The following is a 23,502-nucleotide window of genomic DNA, read 5'->3' as shown; positions in this document are numbered from 1 at the left end:
TGAAGTTGTCTGTTTTGTCTCTGGCTATCGAAAGTGTGTTCGATTAAGCTTTCGGTATGGACAGTCGGGACGCGTGGCAGCTGGATGGTGAGGACCTCAAGGGTGAGGTTCTGGATCTGGTGCGTGTCCGGCACGAAGCACAGTCGCGGATGGTGTTGCTGATCGTGGAGATGTTTTCCCGGGATGTTCTCGGTGGGAAGGGTTTTCGGGCGATCGCGCAGTGGTTGCACGGTTCGACGAATCTGGAGATCGGTGAGTGCAGCTTACTGGTCGGGTTGGCGCGGTTGTTGATGCTCGAACCTGTTGTCGCGGATGCGTTTCACCGGGGCGACGTTGATGCGTTGAAGGCGCGGCAGGTGGCGTCGTTTTGTCAGCATCCGCCGAAGAACATGACCCCAGCGGATGTGGACAAAGCTCGCGGGATCTTGTTGTCGTTGGCGTCGAAGAACATTGCCGATTGTGATGCGGTGCGGGCGGCGATCCGCCGGATCGAGAAGCAGTACGGAAAACGCGAGGACGGCGTCCCAGTCGGGGAGGATTCGGAGCGGAACGAGTTCTACGCTTCGAAAGGCCTGTACGGACGGGTCACGGTGAAGGGTGATTTGGATGCTGTGAACGGGGCGCGGTTGATCACGTTGCTGTCGAGTCTGTCTGCGCCTACGCCGGAGAAGGACGGCGTCAAGGACACCCGCACTCCGGCACTACGACGTGCGGACGGGTTCTGTGAGTTGTTGCGCCGGTACGAGCGGGCGGGGTTGGGTCCGATCGAGGGCGGGGTGAAACCACACATCACGGTCACCGCATCGGCGAAAGACATGACCGATCTGCAAGCTTTGAAAGACCTCCTGCCGTCGACGGAGGAACTCGGATTTGCGTGGACGGATTGGGTGGGCCCGATCAGTCTCGACACTGCCCGGATGCTCGCCTGCGACTGCACCGTGACGCGGATCTTGTTGGACGAGAATGGTGTTCCGCTCGACTGCGGTAAGGAAGCGAGAACGGCGACGGTTCCGCAGCGGCGAGCGTTGGCAGTTCGGGATGGTGGGTGCGCGTTCCCAGGGTGCGGGACACCGTCGGGGTGGTGCGATGCCCATCATATTGTTCACTGGAATGACGGTGGCCCAACAGATCTCGACAATCTGATCTTGTTGTGCGGTCACCACCATCGGACGCTGCACCACACGGAATGGCGGGTGGAGATCGGCCAGGATCGGAAGGCGGTGTTCTATCCGCCGATGTCGATTGATCCGTTCCAGCAGCCGATCGGCGGGAACAGCCCACCCACAGCGGCGTGAACCGCGACAACTGAAGACGCGAGCACCGGGGCACAGTCGTGCCCCGGTGCTCGCTCAATCCAGTATTTACTCAAGACAACGTGATGTCGGCGATCAGGCCGTGATGATCGGATCCCCTGATCTCGATCCGTTCGAGGGACGTCACCACAGCGCCTTTGGTGATGATGTGGTCGATACCGACCATCGCCGGATACGACTTGTCGGTCGGGTAGGTTGGGATCAGACCGGAACCCAATTGATCGGCGGCGCTGGTATATCCGTTTCTGAGGAGATTCCGAAACTGCTTGTTCGAGTACGACGCATTGAAATCGCCGCTGACTATCACATTGTCCATCCCGGCGGCTTCGTCCATGTAAGACCCAAGCCTTCGCTGCTCGGCCGCCCACACCGAAGCCGGCGAGATGTACGCAGGTGCCGGATGCACGGCGAATAGTGTGACTGGCTGCGCCAAGCCGACATTCAGCTCTGCGGACAGCGTTTCGGGTGAGAACCCGTCGAGGCTACGTGGATTGGAGAGCGGAAAGCGACTGTAGATTCCGGCCCCGCCACCGCCGTCGGCGTAGGGGATCAGGAACTGGTGGCTCAGAACCTCTTCAAGCCCGGCGGCTTCGAGCGCTTCGACTTCCTGGTACGTCAACTCCTGGACCGTCACCACGTCGACGTTGCGTTCGCGGACCATCGCCACAAGCGACTCCGGATCCGCTGCACCGACCATCAAGTTGGCCTGCATCAACCGAATCGATGGACCGTTCGCAGACGTCGACTCCCCAGTTCCGCCGATGTACAGCGGGCTCACAGACCATCCGAACAGTGCAAGGACGACAAGGGATGCGGCGCATACGATCCACTGACGCCCGATACCCGAGACGACGGCACCGATCAGCGGAGCAATCATCAACAAGGGTGCCACCGACGCCAGAACGATCACGATGTTGTGATCGACGTCCAGCTGAGTTGCGATCAAGGCAACCACACCAGTCACGATTCCGGCCACACCGACCACGGCCGAAAGGCGGCGAAGAACCAGTCGACGAGGGGTCACGGTATCGGGTTGCATGACGTCCATGGAAGCAGAAGAGCGTCGTAGCTCAGGGGAACCGCAGGTGGAGTCGGTGCGCCCGATTGTTTGCGCCCTATTGTTGCGGATACGGCAGATGGCTGCTGCTGTTCTCACTGACGGAGATCGAGCGGCCGAGTTGGGGGAACGCGCGTTGAGAGCACGCCGGTCTGTCGCAGACCTTGCAACCAGCCCCGATCGGCACGATGGTCGCGGGGTCGTCCGTCTGGATTCCGTGTGAGTAGACCATGCGATCGGCGTAGCCGATGTCGCAACCGAGCCCGACGGCGAAGTTCCGCTCCGGTGCGAGGTATCCGAGTCCGCCGCTGTGGGTAGTGCGCGCCACCCAGAGGTATGTCCGGCCGTCGGGCATCTTCGCAACCTGGGTGAGGATGCGTCCGGGGCTCGCGAAGGCCTCATGGATGACCCACAGCGGGCAACTGCCGCCAACTCGCGAGAAGTGAAAAGCGGTAGCAGACTGACGCTTCGAGATATTGCCGGCGCGATCAGTTCGGACGAAGAAGAAGGGAATGCCGCGCTGGCCGTGTCGTTGGAGGGTGGACAACCGGTGACAGACGGTTTCGAAGCCGACCTCGAATTTGAGGCTGAGCAGATCGATGTCGTATCGCAGGGCCTCGGCGGATTCCAGGAATTGGGTGTACGGGAGTAGCAGTGCGCCGGCAAAGTAGTGCGCGAGTCCGATTCGCGCCAGTGCTGCGGACTCGGAACTCAACGATTCATCCTCGGCGACAAGGGTATCGATCACCTCGGCCTGTGTGAAGAAGGCTAACTGCATCGCGATCTGGAACGCGCGTTGTCCTGCAGACAGACGCCGCGCCAGGGTGAGGATCGACTTGTCCGGATCGTAGAAGCGCTTGGGGCCGAGCTTGTCTGGTTCGTCCGTGCGGATCGTCACGGTGACGCCGTGCTGATCGCGAAGCAGTCGTGCCAGTTGCAGATCTACTGCGCCCACGGACAATCCGTTGTCCACGAACATCCGCTCAGCAGCGTCGTCGAGTACGGCGATGTGATTCTTTCGGTCGTAGAAGAAGTCCCGAACTTCCTCGTAGGGCATGGGCACCAAAGACACATCAGATGCTGTCTCGCCGGACAACTGCGTCGAGAATTGGTCCAACTGCTCTGTTGCGGCGTGAAGGCGCCGGTGCAACATCACGAGGGTGCGTCCGACTGCCGGCATTCGGGCCACCAATTCGTCCACCTCCGCCAGCGATACGTCCCCGGATTCCGAGGTTTCGGCCAGGGCGTGATGAACGTCTGCAACCAGGCGTGCGTCGGAATCGGAGGCGAAGAATTGCACGTCGAGATCGAACTCGGCGTTGAGCTTGAGGAGGACGGGGACCGTCAGCGGTCGTTGATCGTTCTCGAGTTGATTGACATAACTGGGGGAGAGTTCGAGTGCCTTTGCCAGTGCGGACTGTGACAGGTTTCGTTCTTCTCGCAGTCGTCGCAGCCGTGCTCCCGCGTACATCTTCTTCATCGAATCTCCTCGGTGCCGATCGCGTTCACCCTACCGAGGAGCCATTCGCAACATTCGCAACATTGCAGGATCGCTATTGCACAAATAGGCAATTGCGAGGGCCTATCCCGAGGTGAACGAGCTGCGTAGCGTGCAAATAGATACCGAAGCACGTGAGAAGAGGATCGATGAAGACGCATCTCGTACGCACCCACCGCTCTGCCGAAGAGTTCCCCAAGGAAGACCACCTCGCGTGGAAGATCGCGGAAGTTGCGACGGATTCCGTCGACGTCACCGATGCCACGTCCGACATGATCGTCAACCGGATCATTGACAACGCGGCGGTTGCTGCCGCCTCCCTGGTGCGCCGTCCCGTGGTGAATGCGCGGGCGCAAGCACAGTCGCATCCGTATACGCCAGGCTCCACCGTGTTCGGTATCCCCGGTACGTTCTCGCCTGAATGGGCCGCCTGGGCCAACGGCGTCGCGGTTCGTGAACTAGATTTCCACGACACGTTCCTCGCCGCCGAGTACTCGCACCCCGGTGACAACATCCCGCCGATCCTCGCCGTCGCTCAGCACACCGGCCGTGACGGAAAGGACCTGATTCGCGGTCTGGCAACCGGCTACGAGATTCAGATCGACCTGGTTCGGGCTATCTGCCTGCACGAGCACAAGATCGACCACGTCGCACACCTCGGCCCTTCAGCCGCCGCCGGTATCGGAACTTTGCTCGGTCTCGACACCGAGACGGTCTACCAGGCAATCGGTCAGGCGCTGCACCTCACGACGGCGACACGGCAGTCCCGCAAGGGCGAGATCTCCAGTTGGAAGGCATACGCGCCCGCGCTGGCCGGCAAGGTTGCCGTCGAGGCAGTCGACCGTGCGATGCGCGGTGAAGGTGCACCTTCACCGATCTGGGAAGGCGAAGACGGCGTCATCGCCTGGCTGCTAGGTGGTCCGGACAAGGAGTATCACGTTCCGCTTCCGGGTTCGGGTGAGGCGAAGCGCGCCATCCTCGACTCGTACACCAAGGAACACTCCGCGGAATACCAGAGCCAGGCGCCGATAGACCTAGCTCGCCGGATGCGTTCTTGTGTCGGCGATCTCGACCAGATCGCCTCGATCGTCCTGCACACCAGCCACCACACCCACGTCGTCATCGGCACCGGATCCGGCGATCCGCAGAAGTTCGACCCCACCGCATCGCGTGAAACTCTCGACCACTCGGTGATGTACATCTTTGCCGTTGCGCTGCAGGACGGTACGTGGCACCACGAGCATTCCTACGCGCCCGAGCGTGCACAGCGCCCCGACACGATCGAGCTGTGGAACAAGATCTCCACGCGCGAAGATCCCGAATGGACACGCCGGTACCACTCGACGGATCCCGACGAGAAGGCTTTCGGTGCTCGCGCCGAGATCACCTTGAAGAGCGGCGAGGTCATCGTCGACGAGCTTGCGGTGGCCGATGCGCACCCGCTCGGCGCACGTCCGTTCGCTCGCGATCAGTACGTCGCGAAGTTCCGCACCCTCGCCGAGGGCGTCATCGAGCCGAGCGAACAGGATCGCTTCCTCGACGCGGCACAGCGCACCGCCGAATTGAAGGCAGGCGAACTCGATCAGCTGACCTTCACCGTTTCCGAAGACGTTCTCACTCGGGCCCCCAAGGTCGCCAAGGGACTCTTCTGATGACGGGCCTCATTGCCGCATCGACGTCTGCAGCCGACAAGCGGATTGCCTTCCGGGCCGGGCTGACGTCCGGAAAGATTCAACGACTCCCCGGTGCGATCAATCCGTTGACAGCCAAGCTCATTCAGGAAATCGGGTTCGAAGGTGTCTACGTTTCGGGTGGTGCGTATTCCGCCGGATTGGCGCTTCCCGACATCGGGCTGACCACGTTGACCGAGGTCGCCGCCCACAGCAAGCAGATCGCGCGGGTCACCGACCTCCCGACGCTGATCGATGCCGACACCGGTTTCGGTGAACCCATGAGTGCTGCCCGCACGGTCACGATCTTCGAGGACGACGGTATAGCCGGTCTGCACCTCGAGGATCAGATCAACCCCAAGCGCTGTGGGCACCTCGACGGCAAAGCGATCGTGCCTACCGAAGACATGGTTCGCCGAGTTCGTGCTGCAGCCTCGGCACGTCGTGACCCGAACTTCGTCATCTGCGCGCGCACCGATGCTGCCGGAATCGACGGTATCGACGCAGCGATCGAGCGAGCAAAGGCCTACGCGGATGCCGGTGCCGATCTGATCTTCACCGAAGCTCTTGCCACCGAAGCAGACTTCGAGAAGTTCCGCGCAGCAGTCGACACTCCGTTGCTCGCCAACATGACCGAGTTCGGGAAGTCGAATCTCATTTCGGCGAAGGCGTTGGAAGAGATCGGTTTCAACGCCGTCATCTACCCCGTGACCACTCTTCGGTTGGCGATGTTCGCTATCGAAAAGGGTCTGCGCGAGATTTTTGCGGAGGGTACGCAAGAAGGGTTGCTCGGTGAGATGCAGCACCGCAGCAGGTTGTACGAGATTCTCGAGTACGAGCGCTACAACGAATTCGACAGTGGCATTTTCAATTTCAGCTTGGAGGGGAGTAGGACATGACCGAACAGATTCCGACGATCTACAAGGGCTTGGCCGGGGTTGTCGTCGACACGACGGCTATCTCCAAGGTAGTGCCCGAGACGAATTCGTTGACGTATCGCGGTTACGCAGTGCAGGACCTTGCCGCGAACTGCAGCTTCGAAGAAGTTGCGCACCTGCTCTGGCACGGCGAACTGCCGACTCCCGAGCAGCTCGAATTACTCTGCCTGCGTGAGCGTGCGGCCCGTCGTGCCGATCGATCGCTGCTCTCGCTCCTGACCAAGATGCCGGACAACTGCCACCCCATGGATGTGGTCCGTACGGCGATCAGCTACCTCGGCGCTGAGGATCCGGCGGAGGACGACAACTCCGAGAAGGCCAATCTAGCCAAGGCACTGCGGATGACGGCCGTGCTGCCGACCATCGTCGCAGCCGATTTCCGCCGCCGGCGTGGTGAGGATCCCATCGCGCCGCAGTCGGACCTGGGTTTCGCCGAAAACTTCTTGAACATGTGCTTCGGTGCTGTTCCGGAGCAGGCGATCGTGAAGGCCTTCGAGGTCTCGCTGATCCTGTATGCGGAGCACTCCTTCAACGCCTCGACATTCGCCGCTCGTGTTGTGACGTCCACACTTTCGGACATATACAGCGCAGTGACGGCTGCGATCGGCACGCTCAAGGGCCCGCTGCACGGCGGCGCAAACGAAGCTGTCATGCACGACATGCTCGAGATCGACGACCCAGACCGCGCGGAAGCCTGGATGTCGGAGAAGTTGGCTGCCAAGGAGAAGGTCATGGGCTTCGGACACCGTGTCTACAAGAACGGTGATTCGCGTGTTCCGACCATGAAGCAGGCGCTCCTCGACGTGGCGGCAGCGACGGACGGCGAGAAGTGGGTGCAGATGTACGAGATCCTCGAGAAGACGATGGTCAGTGCAACCGGAATCAAGCCGAATCTCGATTTCCCTACGGGCCCTGCGTATTACCTGATGGGCTTCGACGTCGAGATGTTCACTCCGATCTTCGTGATGAGCCGCATCACCGGATGGACGGCGCACATCATCGAGCAGGGGCAGTCGAACGCACTGATCAGGCCGCTGAGTCAGTACTCCGGTGTGCCGCAGCGGACCGTTGTGGCATGACAGTCTTGGCAGTCGTGGCATGAGTGTCATGACTGAAACGCACGAAGACATCTCGATCATCCGTCATGGCGATACGCTTGACGTCGTGTTCAACCGGCCGGAAAAGCGCAACGCATTGACCCCCCAGATGTACGACGCCATTGCTGGAGCCTGCCGGCGCGCCGATTCCGACCGTGAGATCCGGTTACTCACTCTTCGCGGAGCTGGGGGAGAGGCGTTCTCGGCTGGCTCCGACATACGCCACTTTCAGACTTTCTCGAGTTTTCACGACGGGCTCGACTACGAAAGTCGGTTCGTCGGCGTGCTGACCGAACTCGAGAAAGTGCGGGTTCCCACGCTGGCGGTCATCGACGGTGTGTGCGCGGGAGCCGGGCTGTTGTTAGCGGCAGCGTGCGATGTGCGGATCGCGACGCACGGGTCCCGCTTCTGCCTCCCGATCGCGCGCACACTCGGAAACTCGTTGTCGGTCCATTCCGTGGCGTTGCTGGCGGACAGGATCGGCAGTTCGCGTCTGATGTCGTTGGTCGCTCGGGCGGGGGTCATGTCGAGCGACGAGGCTCTGCGGAACGGCTTCCTCAGCGACTGTGCAACAGAGACCGAGTTCGCGAGCCTGACTGCCCAGGTATCGCGGGAACTCCTTGCGGCTGCCCCGATGACCGTGTGGACGATTCGAGAGTCCCTGCGCCGCATCAGGACCCGATCGATCACCGACAACGATGATCTGATGCGCATGATCTACAGCAGTGACGACTTCAAAGCCGGTGTCGACGGTTTCCTTCGCGGCGAGCGACCGGTTTGGGCCGGCGTGTAGCTCGGCTGTAGAACCAAAGGCTTGCGTTGGAGCGCGCTCTAACCCCTAGCGTTGCCGACCATGACAACAAAAACCTGGATCATCACTGGAGTTTCTCAGGGTTTCGGCCGCGAGCTTGCAGTGTCCGCACTTCGAACCGGGGACGCGGTAGTCGCGGCAGTTCGTAGGCCCGAGTCCGTTGCAGATATCGCGTCGGAGCATCCGGATCGGTTCTCGGCGGTGACGTTCGACGTCCGCGACACCGCGGCGGCACCCAGCGTCGTCGAACATGCGCTCGAGCATTTCGGTCGTGTCGACGTGCTGGTCAACAATGCCGGTCGCGGGATGGTCGGCGCGGCGGAGATGGTGGACGATTCGACCTTGCGGGATCTCATGGAACTGCACCTGATCGGACCCGCCGCGTTGGTGCGCGCCGTCCTCCCTTCGATGCGAGCGCAGGGCAGCGGAACGATCGTGCAGATGAGCAGTCAAGGCGGCCGCATGTCGTTTCCCGGCGTCGGGGCGTATTCGGCGTCCAAATTCGCGATTGAAGGCTGGTCGGAGGCCCTTGCCTGTGAGGTCGGGCAGTTCGGCATCCGGGTCATGATCGTCGAGCCCAGCCGATTCCGTACAGCATTCAACACACCTGGCGTTCTGAGCTTCGCCGAATCATCCTCGGACTACTGTGATTTGCTCGATCCTGTTCTGCGGGACATGGCGGCGGCAGACGGTGTTCAGGAGGGTGATCCAGAGAAGGCAGCAGAGATCATCACCTCGCTGGTGCACAGTGAGAATGTGCCACTTCGCTTGCCGCTCGGAAAGGAAGCCGTGGAGCGGGTGTCCGCGTCGTATCGGAAGAATCTCGCCGAGGTATCCGTCTGGGCCGACCTGGCTCGCAGCGCCGATTTCGCGGATGCTGCCGGACCTGTCCGCCCCTTCTAGGCTGAGAGTCATGGCTACCGAAGACTTGATGCGTAAGGCGCTCGAGGCGCTTGGGGAAGTGGACGGGCCCATGTCGATCGAGGTGATTCACCGACTCGTCGATGCAGGGGACGTTCAGGACCCGATGTCGATCGCCGAAGTCTCGGACCTGCTGGATGTCTCGGCACATACGCTGCGCTACTACGAGAAGATCGGTCTGGTCGCGGTTGATCGTGACTCGAGCGGACATCGTGTGTACGGTCCGGAATCTGTTCGCAGGCTGGTGTTTCTGACCCGTATGCGTATCTCGGGTATGGCGATTCGCGACCTGCAGCACTACGTCGAATTGGTCGACGCCGGTGAAGGGACAGTTCCGGAGAGGCTCGACATGCTGCTCGAACACCGGGACACCGTTCGGCGGCAGATCAAGGAACTCACGCTGTCTCTGGCCGCGACGGAGTACAAGATCGCAACGTACGGTGGGCGAACCGGGGAGCAGGAGTAGCGCCGGTTACTTGCCCTGCATTCGATCGAGCCCACTTTCCATGGACACTGCCAGTTGTTCGAGCGCGGAAAGGACCTTGCCGCGGTCCCGCCCGAGTTGGGTGAACAATTCACCGTGAGCGGCGAGTTCGAGTGGGAAGACGTCGTCGACAACTCTCTGTCCCTGGGCGGTCATCGCGATCAGTGCAGATCGACGATCTTCGGGATTGCTCGTACGGGAGACAAGACCTCGCTTCTCCAGCCGTGCGAGTGCCTTGCTGACTCCGGCCCGTGACATGCCGAGTCGTTCGGCGAGTCGAATCGCGGTGACAGGTTCCTCTGCGTACCTCAGTGGCACAAGCAATTCCACTTCCGACACGCTGAGGTCCGCGGATCGGTACACCGGTTCGACTGCGAGTTCGAGAAGCGCCGTAATCCGTTTGAGTTGCGCGACCACTTCCATGGGCGAGGTGTCGAGGTCGGGATTGTTTTCGGCCCAGAGGTTGCAGGTACGGGAGCGGAGTGTTGGTTCGTTCACGATTCCTCAATTTTGTTAACCGGTAAACAAATTTGCTAGATTGTCAGAATAGCCCACCGTCTCGGGTGGGACGATCTGCGGACTGGGGGAGCGCATGAGGTTCGACGTGGTGATTGTCGGTGGCGGTGCGGCGGGGTTGAGTGCCGCGCTTGTTCTGGCTCGGGCTCGGCGGCGAGTGATGATCATTGATGCAGGTAGCCCGCGCAATGGTGTCTCCGAGCACCTGCACGGGTACCTGGCGCGGGATGGGGACAGCCCTGCGCAACTACTTGCGGCCGGCCGCAAGGAGGTTCTCGAGTACGGCGGCGAGATGACGACTGGCACCGCAATCGGAATCGAGCGGACGGATGACGGTGGATTTCTTGTGCAAACCGACGTGTCTGCGTCGCTGGAGGTACGGACTGTTCTGGTGGCCATGGGGCTACGTGACGAGCTGCCGAACATCGCTGGGCTGCAGGATCGGTGGGGAGTCGACGTTCTGCATTGTCCCTACTGTCACGGGTACGAGGTTCGTGATACGCCGATCGGTGTACTCGGGGGTGACAACCGGCCGTTCACCATTCATCAGGCATCGTTGGTGCGCCAATGGTCGGACGATGTCGTCTTCTTTCCGAATCGCATCGAGCTGACCGGCGCCGAGCGGGAGCGGCTGACTGTCAGGGGGATTCGCATCGTCGAAGGCGACGTGGCCGGGGTCTCGGTGGCAGACGGTCGATTGGACGGCGTCGAGCTGGCCTCCGGTCAGGTTGTTCCGCGGAGTGTGGTGTTTGTCGGTCCACGGTTTGTTCCACGCGACGCTTTGCTGACTGACCTGGGATGTGAATCTGACGAAAATGGTTGGGTGGTAACCGATCCTGCGGGAAGTACCAGCGCGCCTGGTGTATGGGCCGCCGGGAATGTGTCGGACTCGCCCGCGCAGATGATCACTGCCGCCGCTGCTGGCTCGAAGGCTGCGATTGCGGTCAATCACTATCTACTGGAACAAGATATCGTGCGAGCGGTCGCGATCGCGACCGAACTTCAGCCGAGTGTCACCGGAAGCAACCCTCGCGGGGTCTCCTGAGCGATCTGTTCCAACGCCGATTCCACTGTCGGAAACTGATAGCGGAAGTTGTTGTCCGCGAGCACCCCTGGCGCCACCCAGCGGCTCTTGAGTACCAACTCGGCCTCGGTGCGGATGATCCGAGCCCCGAATTTCAGCATCCAACCGGGCGTGGGCGCACCGTACCGTCGACCCAACGCTGCGCGCACCTGTCGCATCATCTCGTCATTGGTCACAGGGCACGGGGATGCGATATTGACGGGGCCTGAGATCTCCGGATGCTCGTAGATGTGGATGATCGAGCGAACGACGTCGGAAATGTGTATCCAACTGAACATTTGTCGTCCGTCGCCCATTCGTCCGCCGAAGCCTGTTCGGGCCAGGTTGACGAAAGGGTTGATTGCTCCGCCGCCGGCTCCGAGAACGATCGACATTCGTAGCGCTACTTTGCGAACCGGGGTTGAGGCGGAGAACAATTCGTGCTCCCACGCTCGCGCGACAGCGACGGAGAATCCCTTACCCAGTTCTCCGTTCTTCTCGTCCATCGGTCGATCCCTCGCGTCTCGGTAGATCGTGCCGGTACTGGCATTCGCCCAGAGCGAAGGTGGCTGCGGCGTACGGGCCAGTGCGCGACCCAACAGTGCGGTCGTTTCCACGCGGGAGGAGAAGATTTCGTCGGCATTGCGCTTGTTGTATCGGCAGCTCACAGAGCGTCCGGCGAGGTTGATCAGCAGATCCGCGCCGCTGAGTACGTCGGCGACACCTTGCTCGTCGGACCAGGTGGCATCGCTCGTTCCTCCCCGGCCGATCGTTCGTACGTCCACCCCGTTGGGTTCGAGCGCTCGAACGAGAGATTGCCCTATGTAGCCCGACGCACCGGATACAACGACAGTCTTCATGATTTTGTGTTCCCCTCTGGAGAAACGACTTTGGTCATCAGGGCGGCGACGTCACCGACCAGGCCGCGGGCCACCGGTAGCCGGGCGAGGGCGAGTGTTTTCGCGATGATCGGGACCAGGCCGTCGACCAGGGAACGAGTGCGCGTTTGCCCCGGAGACGAGTCGGTGACCCAATGCAGCGTCACGCCCAGATAGCTGAGCCACAAGAGTGTGGGGAGCTGGGTCTCCAATGACGCCGGCGTCTTCTGCTTGGACGCCGCCAGTGCTTCGCGCATCAATTCGACGGCCATCGATCTCGCATCACTCGACTCGGCCGAGAACGGGCTGGACGGCGATGCGGTGGGCAGGGCAACGTGCAGAAACGCGCTACCGAACCCGTGATAGGGCCCCATGACATCGAGTCCGGTGTGCAGAACGATCGCGAGATTTTCCGCGAGTGAGCCACCTTTGCGCAGGAGTGGGAGCGCACGCTCTCGGTGATCACGTTGGATGACGAGATACAGCTCGTGAACCAGTTCGTCCTTGCTGGCGAAGTAGTAGTAGGCATTCCCAAGGGAGACACCTGCCTCAGTCGCGATCTTGCGCATGGTCGTCGCTGCGAAGCCCTCGTCGCGGAAGAGCTGCAATGCTGTTTCCACCAGCTTTTCCCTGGTTTCGATCCCGCGACTGCTCATGGGCTCCCCTTCTTTGAACGTGTTCAAGTTCAGTATACGCCCTGAAGTTGAACACGTTCAAGACTCAATTTCTTGCGAGGGATATAATAAGCGCGCATACTAAATGAATGATTGAACTTGCGATCGGTTCGCCCGGGGGTCGGCGATGAACGCCTGGTTAGGGGTTGTCTCTGCCGAACATGTGCGTCGCGCCGTGGATCTCGGCATTGCACAGATCGGGCACGGAAAGAGAGCCGGATTGGCACGGATGAATGCGGGCGATGTGCTTGTCTACTATTCGCCGGTCGAGTCCATTGGTGATCGAGATCCGTTGCGCGAGTTCACAGCCCTCGGTGTGATCGAAGAGGGTGAGATCTGGCAGGCGGACGAGGGGTGCTTCAAGCCGTTTCGGCGGCGAGTTCGGTACGAACAGTTCAACCCCGTTCCTCTCGACGCAGTCCGGAGTCGATTGGCATTGACATCGGCGCCGAACTGGGGGTACCAACTCCGCCGAGGCTTGATTCCGTTGGATGACAACGACGTCGAGATTCTGCGCTCGACAACGAACTGACACACTGAGACCGTGGTGAAGGAACTGGAAACCGATTTCGAGGATGCTGGCGACAGTCCGGGGCTGATGTTGTGGCGTGTCACCAACGCTTGGCAGGCCTCGATTCGCGCGACGCTGCGGCCTTTCGACCTGACTCACGTGCAGTTCGTTCTGCTTGCCGCACTGACCTGGCTGGATGCGGAGACGCCGATAACTCAACGCGATCTTGCCGAGTATGCGCGCACCGATCCGATGATGACGTCACAGGTGATACGGACCCTCGAATCCAAGAAATTGGTCGAACGACGTCCACACCCGACCGATGCTCGGGCACGTTCAGTGGTGGTGACCCAGGCGGGTGCGGCCCTGGCCGGCAAGGCTAATCGTGCGGTGGAAGCATCGGATCGGGAATTCTTTGCCGCTCTCGGGGATCGTCAGGCGGCCTTCGTTGCGATGCTCGGCGTGCTTGATCGACGTTAACAGCCCTTAGTTTCGAGGAGAGTGCTCTGTAGTTCTCTGCAGCAGTGCATATTTGGCTTCCAGCCCGTCCAGTAGGGATTCCAGTGCGAGTTCGAAGCTGGCGCCGTCGATCTCGGCGGCACGCTCACGCAACAGGTGTGCTCGCGTGAGGTGCGGGTAACGCTCGGCATAGACGGCGGGATCGTCCACGAATCCGCCGGAGAACGTTGCCGTCGCAGCGCCCATGACCACGTACTTGACGGAAGCGCCGATCAGCGTTGCCGTGCGCTGCGGCCATCCGGCGCGCACCAGGCCGCCGTGGATGGCGTTCGCGCGATCGAGGGCGATGGGCCTGACGCTCGGACCGTAGGCCAGATAGGGAACGATGTTGGGATGCTTGCCCAGGGCAGCGTGGTAGGACCGCGCCCACGTGCGCAGCGCGCCGCGCCAATCGTCGGAGTCGAAGCCGCTCACGTCGACGGACTCCATGATGACGTTCGCGACGTCGTCGAGTAGCTCGTCCTTGTTGGCGTAGTGGCTGTACAGCGACGGTGCCTGTACACCGAGAACGGTGGCGAGTTTGCGCATCGAGAAGTCGGTCAAACCGTGCTCGTCCACCAGTTTCAGGGCGGTGTCCCTGATGATCGGCTTACTCAGTAGTGGAACCCGCGGTCGCGCCATCGCACAGAACCCTTTCGTCTGAGAGTACTGGACAACCTTACACCGTGAGTTTATTATCGAATTAACCTAACAGTGTTCGGGAACGTGGAGGATCAGATGACACGGGTGTTCGAGAACAAGTCCGATCTCCTGGGGGCAGTCGGTGAAACGCTGGGTTCGAGCGAGTGGGTCGAGGTCACCCGCGAGATGGTCCATCAATTCGCCGACGCGACCGGTGACCATCAGTGGATTCATGTCGACGACGAAAGAGCCAGGCGCGACTCACCTTTCGGTGGACCGATTGCGCACGGGTATCTGACGCTCTCACTCCTGCCACTTCTGTCGAAGTCCGTGTACCGCATCGACGGGGCCAAGATGGTCATCAACTACGGGTCCGACAAGGTTCGATTCCCGAGTCCGGTGCCGGTCGGAGCCAAGGTTCGAAACACTGCAGTGCTCTCCGCAATCGAAGAACTGCCGAACGGTTCACTGCAGAGTCAGATCACCAACACCGTCGAGATCGAAGGCGTGGACAAACCCGCCGTTGTTGCGCAAACCGTCGCGCGAATCTTGTTCTGAAATCCTGCAAGAAGAAAGCAGACTCCACATGAATCTCGAACTGACCGCTGAGGAAGTTGCGTTCCGCGAGGAGATGCAAAAGTTCTTCACCACCGAGTTCCCGCCCGAACTTCGAGCACGTGCAGCCGGATTCGGAAAGCTGACGCGCGAGGACATTGTCGCGGGACAACAGATTCTGAACGCACACGGGTTGGCCGTTCCGCACTGGCCGGTCGAGTGGGGCGGCAAGGACTGGACTCCGGTACAGCGCCACATCTATTCCGAGGAAATGCAGCTGGCGTCGGTGCCCAACCCGTTGCCGTTCAACGTGAGCATGGTTGGGCCCGTTATCGCTGCCTTCGGCTCGCAGGAGCAGAAAGAGAAATTTCTCCCCGCTACGGCCAACGCCGATATCTGGTGGTGCCAAGGTTTTTCGGAACCCGAAGCCGGTTCGGATCTCGCTTCACTCAAGACGGCCGCTGTTCGTGACGGCGCAGACTACATCGTCAACGGTCAGAAGACGTGGACTACTCTCGCGCAGCACGCCGAGTGGATCTTCTGTCTGGTTCGCACAGATGCCAGTGCTCAGAAGCGGCAGGCCGGAATTTCGTTCTTGCTCATCGATCTGGCAACTCCCGGCATCACGGTTCGCCCCATCAAACTGATCGACGGCAGCGTCGAGGTCAACGAGGTGTTCTTCGACAACGTCCGCGTACCGGCGGAGAATCTTGTCGGCGAGGAGAACAAAGGCTGGGACTACGCGAAGTTTCTGCTGGGCAACGAACGCACGGGCGTCACGCGGGTCGGGTTCTCCAAAACCCTTGTCGCCACGGCAAAAGAGAAGGCACGGGAGGTTCGCGTCGGAACCGGCACCCTCCTCGATGATCCGTTGTTCGCGGCTCGGTTGGCTGAGCTGGAAAACGATTTGCTTGCACTGGATCTGACTCAACTGCGAGTTGTGGCGAGTTCGGCAGACGGCAAGCCGAACCCGGCGTCCTCGCTGCTCAAGCTCCGCGGTTCCGAATTGCAGCAGGCAGCAACGGAATTGCTGATGGATGTTGCGGGTCCGGACTCGTTGCCGGTTAATACGGCCGAGATCGACTCGCCGGAGTGGGCGCAGCAAGCGGCGCCGCGCTACCTGAACTACCGGAAGGTTTCCATCTACAGCGGATCAAGTGAGGTGCAGCGCTCCATCATTGCCTCCTCGATTCTCGGATTGTGAGCATCTGACATGAATTTCGAACTCGACGACGAGCAAACGATGCTTCGCGACACGACGCGCGAATTGCTCAACCGCAGCTACGACGCGGAGAAGCGCAACGCCACCTCGGCTACTGACGAGGGATGGAATGCCGCGGTGTGGAAGCAGTTCGCGGAGCTAGGGCTGCTCGGCCTGCCGTTCGCGGAATCTGACGGCGGAATGGGCGCTGGACCAGTCGAGACCATGGTCGTGATGACCGAACTGGGCCGCGCGCTTGCACCCGAACCGTACTTGGGTGGTGTTCTGATCCCCGGCGGTTTGGTCGCTGCTGTCGGTTCGGCAGATCAGCGGGCGCGGCTCCTGCCGGCGCTCAGCGACGGGACCACTCTGTCGGCCTTCGCGCATGCGGAACCCGGCACGCGCTGGCCGGTCGCCACCGTCACGACCACGGCGACGCAGTCGGGATCGGGGTGGACGGTCACCGGCGTCAAGAACCCGGTCCTGCAGGGCGACAGCGCGCACGACGTGATCGTCAGCGCCGCACTTCCAGACGGGGGCACCGGGCTCTTTCTGGTCGATGCGGAAGGCGCGGGTGTTTCCCGGAGCACGTACGCCACCCACGACGGCCGTCGCGGTGCGCAGTTCACGTTCACCGATGCCGCGGCCGAACAACTTGGTGAGGGCGGCGATGTCACGGAAGCGATCGTCGAAGCAGAGGTTCGGGCGCAGGCAGCTCTGTGCGCCGAGGCGATCGGGATCATGACCGAAGCGCTGCGACTGACGACGGATTACCTGAAGCAGCGCAAGCAGTTCGGCGTTCCGCTCGCGAAGTTCCAGACTTTGACGCATCGGGCTGCCGACATGTACGTGGCGCTCGAACTGGCGAGCAGCATGAGTCTGTACGCCACCATGTCCATTGCCGACGGCGTGATCGATCCGACCATCGCGTCGCGCGCGAAGCTGGCTGTCGGTCGCGCCGCGCACCAGATCGGACAGGAAGCGATTCAGATGCACGGTGGTATCGGAATGACAGCCGAGTATCCGGTCGGGCACTACGTCTCGCGGCTGGTGGCCATCGAACACACTTTGGGTGCCTCGGACGATCACCTTCGGGTGCTGGCCGGCGGCGTCTCGAAGTTTCGGTGAGCAGGCCTACCGTCTGGGACAGAAAGGCCGGTTAGCGGATTCTACGAATGCAACTGTGGTGACAGACACCGAGTCAGCACCGACGTCGCCGGACACGTACTGCCGCCGTTGCCGTAAGGGTTCTCGAGTTGAGTATGGATCCTGAAAGAAGCCCGGTCGGTGTGGATTTGACGAGTAGCGTTCGAGCTTTCGCTGCACCTGTACACGCTGCACGACGAGTCGGGAAGAAGTTCTCGATGTCGGTTTCTTCAGGCAGAGAAGTCGAAGATGCAACATCAGCCGAAAGCGGGTATCTGGGACTTCGAGGTCACAGTCTGTAGTTCGTCGTAGTTGTCTGAGCCTGTAGCGGAAAGAATTCGGTGGCATGTTCAACGATGCTGACGCTGTTCCGATGTTGCCGAATGCGTCAGGGCCGTACGGCACGGGTGGGTATGAATGATGTTCCAGGGCGCATCGGCCTCCACTAGGAACAGGACGGCTCATCCCGCCTCGTCGGTACCTGCACTGGTCCCTGGCGATTTTTGGTGCGCTTTCACGATGCAATTCGACTGCGTCGTTCACCGGCCGAATCGTGAGTTTGGCGGGAGGCGGCCCGTATCTTTGCCGAGGGGTGGTCATCGCGCTGAGCTCAGACACGGGAAGCGTGCGTCGGCGAGCGTTCTTCGCCTCACGTAGGTTGTTGTGTGGAATGGATTTTGGGATTTCGCCTGTAGGTTTGTGAAGGGTGACAGTGATGGTTGAGGGTGGGGCAGTCACGCGGCGTGCGTTTTTGGTTTCGGCGGTGTTGATTCCGGTCGTGGGATGTTCGGCGAAGAGTAATCAGAATGCAGTTGCCGGGCCGCCGACAGTTGGCGGGGGAGATCCGAGTGATCTTCTGGTCGAACTCGAAGGCCGATACGATGCGAGGCTGGGTGTGTATGCGAGTAGTTCGAACACCGGGAGGGTGGTGGAGTATCGCGCCGACGAGCGGTTCGCGTTCTGCTCTACGTTCAAAACCCTCGCTGTCGCAGCTGTATTGGGTAAGTATCCATTGAGTTATCTCGATACAGTAGTGCACTACACTGCCGCTGATCTGCAGTCGTACGCCCCGATCGCGGAGCAAAAGCTCGATACCGGGATGACGGTTGGTGAATTATGCTCCGCAGCAGTGCAATACAGTGACAATACCGCTGCCAACCTCCTGCTGCAGATGCTTGGCGGACCTTCCGCCGTCAATGCGTACATTCGCAGTATCGGCGATGATGTGACTCGGCTGGATCGGTTCGAACCCGAGCTCAACACCGCGATTCCAGGCGATGACCGTGACACGACGTCCCCGCGGGCGATCGGTACGGACTATGCGCGTCTTGTCCTCGGTGATGCGCTGACGCCGGACAAGCGTGAGGTGCTCGCGGATTGGCTTCGAGGCAATACCACTGGTGCGGAGCAGATTCGGGCGGGTGTTCCACAAGGGTGGACGGTCGCCGACAAGACTGGCAGCGGTGACTACGGAACCAGCAACGATGTCGGTGTCGTGTGGACGGATACTTCAGATGCGGTGACGATTTCTATCCTGACGACACGCTCGGATAGAGACGCCACTGCGGACAAAGCGATCATCGCCGACGCCACACGTCTCGTCGTTTCAGTGCTCACCTGACGTCGTAGATGAACAACGTCGTCGCCACGATGCGAGCTGAGTGGGCATGTGTCTTGTCGCACGTTGTATGAACGATCCCGAGGTCTCGGGGTTTATCGGCACCCGCAACCGCGTAGCGCTGTTGCAACGGCATCGAGGGCGGGTCTTGCTGCCTCGGGTGCGGTTCCGTTGGACATGAGCGTGAATGTCAGGACTCGCTGGTCGTTGTCGACGACGATTCCTGCGAGCGAACTGACACCGGAGAGGGAGCCAGTTTTTGCGCGTACCCACCCTGCTGCCGGGGAGGGCGGGTTGAATCGATCTGCCAAGGTGCCTGTCGCTGCGGCGACGGGGAGTGTGTCGAGCAGTGGGCGAAGTTCCGGGGTGTCGGGCCCTGCTGCCGCGGTGAGCACCTGATCGATGAGGTGTGCCGAGATGCGGTCGTCGGTCGATAGTCCGCTTGCATCTCGCAATTGTGCGCGGGTGGTGTCGAATCCGCTCTCTTGCAGTGTGTGAGTGATGGCGTTGACCGCTCCGTCGAAAGTTGCGGGTAACCCACGGGCGAGTGCAATTTCGAACCCCACGGTCTCGGCGAGTACGTCGTCGGAGTGCACCATCAGGTCGCGTAAGCGTGTGCTCAGCGGGGCTGATTGAACCGAGGCCACTACGGGAGCTGCTGGTGTGGCAGAAGGCGCGGTGCCTTCGCTGACGGATGCCGGGTCCAGTCCGAGTTGTTCGGCGAGGGCTCGGCCGGTGTCCAGCGCTGGGGTGTGGGTGCGCGGGGAGTAGTCCGCCAAGGGGTCTGTGCGGCCGCCGTCGAGCATGACCGATTCGATGGGGGCGATACTGCCGCCGGCGATGTCGGCGGTGTCCCATCCGGGGGCGATTGTCGGGCCTGCAAAAATTGTGTTGTCCACGATGAGGCTGCTGACGTGTGTACCGGAACGGTGTATCTGGCTGATCAGGTCGTCGAGATGTGGGGCGTCGGTGTAATAGCCTTGCGTGCCGGTAGGTTTCGCGGTCAGTGTTGGGTCGCCACCGCCGACGAGCACCAGTTGGCCGGGGGTGGCGCCTTGGACGACCGTGGTTGTGGTTCGGTGGTCGGCCGGCAGTGTCAGTAGTGCGGCGGCCGTCGTGAGAACTTTGACTATGGAACCAGGCACTTGCGGGGTGTCGGTCTGTTGTTGCCACAGTGTTGCGCCGGTCTGGGCGTCGGTGACGTGACCTGTCAAACTTCCGAGGTCGGGGTTGTCGAGTGCGGGTTGGAGCACCGCCGCGAGCATTTCAGGGCTGGGTGAGGGGGCGTCCGCTGGCACTGGCGTGATTTTCGGGTGCGGGGTAATCAGTTGTGGGGCCGTCGCGGTCGGGGGATGGGCGGGAGTGGTGTCGAGGTCGTGTTGACCGCACCCGGCACTGAAGACCGCCGCCATTGTCGTTGCTGCTGCGTATACGAGAAGGGATCCAGACCGTCTGTTCGTCATTGTTCTGTGTCATTTCTTCGACTTTCGATGGCAACCTCATTGCCGCATTTCTTGCGGGTCGCCGATCTGTTTGTGGTGGTCATTGATCTGACGTGTGTTGTCGCCCTGGCTGACAACTCTAAGCAATGGGCGTGGAAGACTCGAAAGCGGCTTATCCGGCGCTCTCCGTGACGCGAGCAGTTCGGAGATTGCGATATCGCGCAGACGAAGACAGTCATTGGAACCGCCACCGTTGCCGCGAGTACACCGGTGAGCACACCGTATGGTCGTGGATCGAGGGCCAGAACGATCACCGTCGTCGCTACCGGCCCACCCACCAGCGTGGACACCAAAATGAACCCCCGCATTCGGCGATCACCCACTACGAAGACGGCAGCGAAGAGGCTGACGATTGCGGCTGCGAGCAATACGGATCCCGCAACATCGCTGAGGCGGTGCCATCCCTCGCCCATGATGTCGCGGCTGACCAGCGTCACCCACGCCGCGCAGGGCACGACTCCGACCAGGCGCATCCACGACGGTGCGATCAGGAGCAGGCTGAGGGCAATACCCATTGCGCCGGCGACATGACCGCTCGGAAACGTGTTCGCCGTCGGCCAGGGGACATCCTGATCGAGTTGAGGCCGCTCGAGAACTTCGAGACGAAGCGTTCTCGCCGCCACTATGCACACGACGGGAACTGCAAGCGTCGTCACAGCAGCGAGCGGCTGACGAATCACATGCCCTGCCAACAGGATCGCGGCTGCGACAGAGATCCACATGAGCGGATTGGTCATGATGTCCAGCCGCAGGACGTCGGGCACCGATATGCCGTCCTGCGCCGACTTCGCAGCCTGAAATACTTCCCGGTCGAGTCGTTGACCGCTGGCGGTACCAACAATGAGAAGGAATACGGCGGCCGCACCTGCGGCGAATGACATGCCGACGACAATCACCGTCCACCGTGGTCTGTTGCGTACGGCGGGCGTCATCGGGGCGGAATCGGTCACGGACACAGCGTCGTGCTCGCGGCGCCGATGGATGCACTGACGCAGCCCGGGCCGATATCGCCAACGTCGGGGTCATGGAAGGTGCTTTCGTCAAAGTTGGCTGTCACCAACAGCTTTCCCTCGCCGAAGATGGTTTGCTGCACCATTCTGTCGTCGGACAACCACTGAAAGTCCGTCATGGGCTCAGTTCCAGCCGCTTCTTGCAGGGTGGCGAAGAACTTCTGCATGGTCGCCATCCTCGGACCTTCCTCCGCGATGGTTTGTGCGTTCAGGGTGTAGTTCAGTGGCGTGTTGTACAGCATTGCCAACAACGCGCGATCGGTTTGCTCGGCCGGCAGCTTGTTGAAGGACAACTCCCATCGATCCGTACTGACTACCGAATCGTGCAGCACCGTCTCGTACAGCGGCACACGGTATTTTGGATCGAACATGCCGGTTTTCAGCTCTGATGAAAGCTCGACGGGTTTGAAGAAGAAGGCCGGGCCGTTCTTCCCCCAGTACGCACCCCAGTTCGCCTTGTCTCGTTCCGCTTTCCAGAGGCCGTTCATCACCGGAGTGCTGGATCCGTGACTGAAGGACACAACGCTGTTGGCCCACGACCCGGCTGTCTCCGATCCCAACACCAGATCCTTGCCGATCACCTTCATCCGGTCGATGCGGTTCTGCCGGTCCTCGGACTGGGTCATCCGGTGGCCCGGGCTGTAGTCGTCGAATACCTCACCGGTGGCATCGACGTCCAGGAAGTAGCTGTTCGCGCCGTTGCCCACCTTTGCGGCGACGCGAGAGGCAACAAGCTCCGGGTCGGCGGCCAATGCCTCTGAGCTCAGGTAACAGCCACGGCCGCTGAATCCGCCTTCCACGTCGCCCATTTTGTCAATGACGCAGGCGCCGGGCCAAATCCCGTCGGGCCACGAAGACGAGGGATTGTCGACCTCGCCGGACGGGTCCTGTGCGTTGGCGAAGGTGTCGTACGGCCCGACGAGAAAGCCGTAGTTCGTGGCGGTGTCGACGGCCTCGCGGGTCATCGGCTGATCATCGGAGTCGTAGCCGAGCCACATCTTGGTGATGCCGAGGTCATGGAGTTGGCGTATCGCTTCGGGAGTACGCGCATCTCCCCACAGATAGGCGTGAAAGGCGCCGATCAGCTTGGCTGTGTCCGGGTTCTCCGCGATCTTCTGCTGCAGAGTGCGCAGTCCGCCCTGTTCCTCGAGCAGACTGCGGTAATCCAGTGCAGGGGCCACCGGCGATCCGTCGGTGACTGACAAGGCAACCGTGTAAGTGTCGGTGCCTTTCTCCTGGCTGAACTCGTGGGTTGCAGTGCTGCGCAGCTGGCCTTCAACCGAGGTGAAGTTCAGGGAGGTACCCAAGTCTGTCGGCACCAGATAGCTCGCCCCTACAGCGCCCGCGCTGAACCCCCAGAACGGCATCGTCAGGTCCTGCAATCGTTGCCCCTCGTCCCCGACCAATCCGATATCGGGGTTGTTCCAGAATGCGTCGTCGACCGGGATACTCAGCCCCTCGCCTTGGGGCAGCTGCAGATCTCGCGCACCGGCCCCGGTGACCGGCCACGCCACGGACTGATCCCGCGAACTGGTCAGGTCGATCACCACGCGGCCGGCGTGGGATCCCGCTGTCAGGTCGAGGCCGCGGTCGGGGTATGACCAATGGGCACTGTTGTTCTCGACTGACACCTTGCCGGGAACTCCGAGGTCTGTCGCAGCGGCGGCTGACAGTTCGACGTCGCTGTCCACGCGTAGGTCGTTGACATCGATCCTGGCCTCGCCGCCCTCGATCTGCACCGTGATGGTGCTTCCATCGACCCTCACCGCGGGGTCCGCCGCACTCGCGGTACACCCCGTGGAGGAAAGCGTGACCAACACGGTGCCCACAGCGATAGAAGTCAATGCCTGTGTTCTCATAGTTCGAAAAGTAAGCGCTGAACATTAGAACAAGATCAGA

The 23,502-nt window shown here is 61.2% G+C and carries 24 protein-coding genes; 14 read left to right on the top strand and 10 right to left on the bottom strand.

Annotation, left to right across the window (positions count from 1 at the left end; genetic code table 11):
- Positions 1-56 precede the first annotated feature (56 nt).
- The gene (locus ACSW29_RS17795) at positions 57-1,295 is read left to right on the top strand and encodes a DUF222 domain-containing protein (RefSeq protein WP_448277884.1); all 1,239 of its coding nucleotides are present in this window, start codon (positions 57-59) and stop codon (positions 1,293-1,295) included.
- Positions 1,296-1,365: 70 nt separating this feature from the next.
- Here ACSW29_RS17795 and ACSW29_RS17790 read toward each other — a convergent pair whose 3' ends face one another.
- Both ACSW29_RS17790 and ACSW29_RS17785 read right to left on the bottom strand, forming a co-directional pair.
- Positions 1,366-2,361 carry an endonuclease/exonuclease/phosphatase family protein gene (locus ACSW29_RS17790; RefSeq protein ID WP_448277883.1) on the bottom strand — a complete coding sequence of 332 codons (996 nt, stop codon included), beginning with the start codon at positions 2,359-2,361 and terminating at the stop codon, positions 1,366-1,368.
- A gap of 67 nt (positions 2,362-2,428) precedes the next feature.
- Positions 2,429-3,850, bottom strand: a complete 1,422-nt coding sequence (locus ACSW29_RS17785; RefSeq protein ID WP_448277882.1) for a short-chain fatty acyl-CoA regulator family protein — start codon at positions 3,848-3,850, stop codon at positions 2,429-2,431.
- Between the two features lie 167 nt (positions 3,851-4,017).
- Here ACSW29_RS17785 and prpD point away from each other — a divergent pair, with 167 nt between their 5' ends.
- From prpD to ACSW29_RS17755, 6 genes are read left to right on the top strand one after another with little or no spacing between them, the layout of a single operon-like run.
- On the top strand, positions 4,018-5,520 hold the full coding sequence (gene prpD / locus ACSW29_RS17780; protein WP_448277881.1) for a 2-methylcitrate dehydratase PrpD: 1,503 nt from the start codon (positions 4,018-4,020) through the stop codon (positions 5,518-5,520).
- Complete coding sequence (prpB, locus tag ACSW29_RS17775) at positions 5,520-6,437, top strand: methylisocitrate lyase (RefSeq protein WP_448277880.1); 918 nt, start codon at positions 5,520-5,522, stop codon at positions 6,435-6,437. The genes prpD and prpB overlap by 1 nt, the downstream gene beginning before the upstream one ends.
- Positions 6,434-7,555 (top strand): bifunctional 2-methylcitrate synthase/citrate synthase, encoded by a 1,122-nt coding sequence (locus tag ACSW29_RS17770; protein WP_448277879.1) that lies wholly within the window; start codon positions 6,434-6,436, stop codon positions 7,553-7,555. The genes prpB and ACSW29_RS17770 overlap by 4 nt, the downstream gene beginning before the upstream one ends.
- Before the next feature lie 28 nt (positions 7,556-7,583).
- The gene (locus ACSW29_RS17765) at positions 7,584-8,366 is read left to right on the top strand and encodes an enoyl-CoA hydratase (protein WP_448277878.1); all 783 of its coding nucleotides are present in this window, start codon (positions 7,584-7,586) and stop codon (positions 8,364-8,366) included.
- A gap of 60 nt (positions 8,367-8,426) precedes the next feature.
- Positions 8,427-9,287 (top strand): SDR family NAD(P)-dependent oxidoreductase, encoded by an 861-nt coding sequence (locus ACSW29_RS17760; RefSeq protein ID WP_448277877.1) that lies wholly within the window; start codon positions 8,427-8,429, stop codon positions 9,285-9,287.
- A 10-nt stretch (positions 9,288-9,297) separates the two neighbouring features.
- Positions 9,298-9,771: a MerR family transcriptional regulator gene (locus ACSW29_RS17755; protein WP_283302778.1), complete on the top strand. Its 474-nt coding sequence runs from the start codon at positions 9,298-9,300 to the stop codon at positions 9,769-9,771.
- Positions 9,772-9,777: 6 nt separating this feature from the next.
- On the opposite strand, the gene ACSW29_RS17750 is transcribed toward ACSW29_RS17755, so the two are convergent.
- Positions 9,778-10,287 (bottom strand): MarR family winged helix-turn-helix transcriptional regulator, encoded by a 510-nt coding sequence (locus tag ACSW29_RS17750; RefSeq protein ID WP_448277876.1) that lies wholly within the window; start codon positions 10,285-10,287, stop codon positions 9,778-9,780.
- A 94-nt stretch (positions 10,288-10,381) separates the two neighbouring features.
- On the opposite strand from ACSW29_RS17750, the gene ACSW29_RS17745 reads away from it, so the two are divergent.
- Positions 10,382-11,350, top strand: coding sequence for an NAD(P)/FAD-dependent oxidoreductase (locus ACSW29_RS17745; RefSeq protein ID WP_448277875.1), 969 nt, complete (start codon positions 10,382-10,384; stop codon positions 11,348-11,350).
- On the opposite strand, the gene ACSW29_RS17740 is transcribed toward ACSW29_RS17745, so the two are convergent.
- Positions 11,308-12,228 (bottom strand): TIGR01777 family oxidoreductase, encoded by a 921-nt coding sequence (locus ACSW29_RS17740; protein WP_317825712.1) that lies wholly within the window; start codon positions 12,226-12,228, stop codon positions 11,308-11,310. The genes ACSW29_RS17745 and ACSW29_RS17740 overlap by 43 nt on opposite strands.
- Positions 12,225-12,902, bottom strand: a complete 678-nt coding sequence (locus ACSW29_RS17735; protein WP_448277874.1) for a TetR family transcriptional regulator — start codon at positions 12,900-12,902, stop codon at positions 12,225-12,227. The genes ACSW29_RS17740 and ACSW29_RS17735 overlap by 4 nt, the downstream gene beginning before the upstream one ends.
- Positions 12,903-13,047: 145 nt before the next feature.
- On the opposite strand from ACSW29_RS17735, the gene ACSW29_RS17730 reads away from it, so the two are divergent.
- Both ACSW29_RS17730 and ACSW29_RS17725 read left to right on the top strand, forming a co-directional pair.
- Positions 13,048-13,452 carry an EVE domain-containing protein gene (locus ACSW29_RS17730; RefSeq protein WP_448277873.1) on the top strand — a complete coding sequence of 135 codons (405 nt, stop codon included), beginning with the start codon at positions 13,048-13,050 and terminating at the stop codon, positions 13,450-13,452.
- Between the two features lie 12 nt (positions 13,453-13,464).
- Positions 13,465-13,911 carry a MarR family winged helix-turn-helix transcriptional regulator gene (locus tag ACSW29_RS17725; RefSeq protein ID WP_347874691.1) on the top strand — a complete coding sequence of 149 codons (447 nt, stop codon included), beginning with the start codon at positions 13,465-13,467 and terminating at the stop codon, positions 13,909-13,911.
- A gap of 6 nt (positions 13,912-13,917) precedes the next feature.
- Here the strand turns inward: ACSW29_RS17725 and ACSW29_RS17720 are convergent, their stop codons facing one another.
- Complete coding sequence (locus tag ACSW29_RS17720; RefSeq protein ID WP_448277872.1) at positions 13,918-14,571, bottom strand: TetR/AcrR family transcriptional regulator; 654 nt, start codon at positions 14,569-14,571, stop codon at positions 13,918-13,920.
- Between the two features lie 96 nt (positions 14,572-14,667).
- On the opposite strand from ACSW29_RS17720, the gene ACSW29_RS17715 reads away from it, so the two are divergent.
- Genes ACSW29_RS17715 through ACSW29_RS17705 form a run of 3 tightly spaced genes read left to right on the top strand, consistent with a single transcriptional unit; the run spans position 14,668 to position 17,455 of the window.
- Positions 14,668-15,129, top strand: coding sequence for a MaoC family dehydratase (locus ACSW29_RS17715; RefSeq protein ID WP_230815380.1), 462 nt, complete (start codon positions 14,668-14,670; stop codon positions 15,127-15,129).
- 28 nt (positions 15,130-15,157) lie between these two features.
- A complete protein-coding gene (locus ACSW29_RS17710; RefSeq protein ID WP_448277871.1) occupies positions 15,158-16,330 on the top strand; it encodes an acyl-CoA dehydrogenase family protein in 1,173 nt (390 codons plus the stop codon).
- Between the two features lie 9 nt (positions 16,331-16,339).
- Positions 16,340-17,455: an acyl-CoA dehydrogenase family protein gene (locus ACSW29_RS17705; protein ID WP_448277870.1), complete on the top strand. Its 1,116-nt coding sequence runs from the start codon at positions 16,340-16,342 to the stop codon at positions 17,453-17,455.
- 6 nt (positions 17,456-17,461) lie between these two features.
- On the opposite strand, the gene ACSW29_RS17700 is transcribed toward ACSW29_RS17705, so the two are convergent.
- The gene (locus tag ACSW29_RS17700) at positions 17,462-17,938 is read right to left on the bottom strand and encodes a helix-turn-helix domain-containing protein (protein ID WP_448278166.1); all 477 of its coding nucleotides are present in this window, start codon (positions 17,936-17,938) and stop codon (positions 17,462-17,464) included.
- Positions 17,939-18,188: 250 nt separating this feature from the next.
- On the opposite strand from ACSW29_RS17700, the gene bla reads away from it, so the two are divergent.
- The gene (bla, locus tag ACSW29_RS17695; protein WP_448277869.1) at positions 18,189-19,094 is read left to right on the top strand and encodes a class A beta-lactamase; all 906 of its coding nucleotides are present in this window, start codon (positions 18,189-18,191) and stop codon (positions 19,092-19,094) included.
- 92 nt (positions 19,095-19,186) lie between these two features.
- Here the strand turns inward: bla and dacB are convergent, their stop codons facing one another.
- The 3 genes from dacB to ACSW29_RS17680 form a co-directional block, all read right to left on the bottom strand.
- The gene (gene dacB, locus ACSW29_RS17690; protein WP_448277868.1) at positions 19,187-20,389 is read right to left on the bottom strand and encodes a D-alanyl-D-alanine carboxypeptidase/D-alanyl-D-alanine endopeptidase; all 1,203 of its coding nucleotides are present in this window, start codon (positions 20,387-20,389) and stop codon (positions 19,187-19,189) included.
- 161 nt (positions 20,390-20,550) lie between these two features.
- Positions 20,551-21,543, bottom strand: coding sequence for a phosphatase PAP2 family protein (locus ACSW29_RS17685; RefSeq protein WP_448277867.1), 993 nt, complete (start codon positions 21,541-21,543; stop codon positions 20,551-20,553).
- Positions 21,540-23,462 carry a glycoside hydrolase gene (locus ACSW29_RS17680; RefSeq protein ID WP_448277866.1) on the bottom strand — a complete coding sequence of 641 codons (1,923 nt, stop codon included), beginning with the start codon at positions 23,460-23,462 and terminating at the stop codon, positions 21,540-21,542. Before ACSW29_RS17680 ends, ACSW29_RS17685 begins: the two co-directional genes overlap by 4 nt.
- Positions 23,463-23,502: the final 40 nt, after the last annotated feature.

The sequence above is a fragment of the Rhodococcus sp. GB-02 genome (assembly GCF_053470465.1).
The sequence above is the reverse complement of the archived record's forward strand: the minus strand, read 5'-3'. Positions and strand labels throughout refer to the sequence as shown.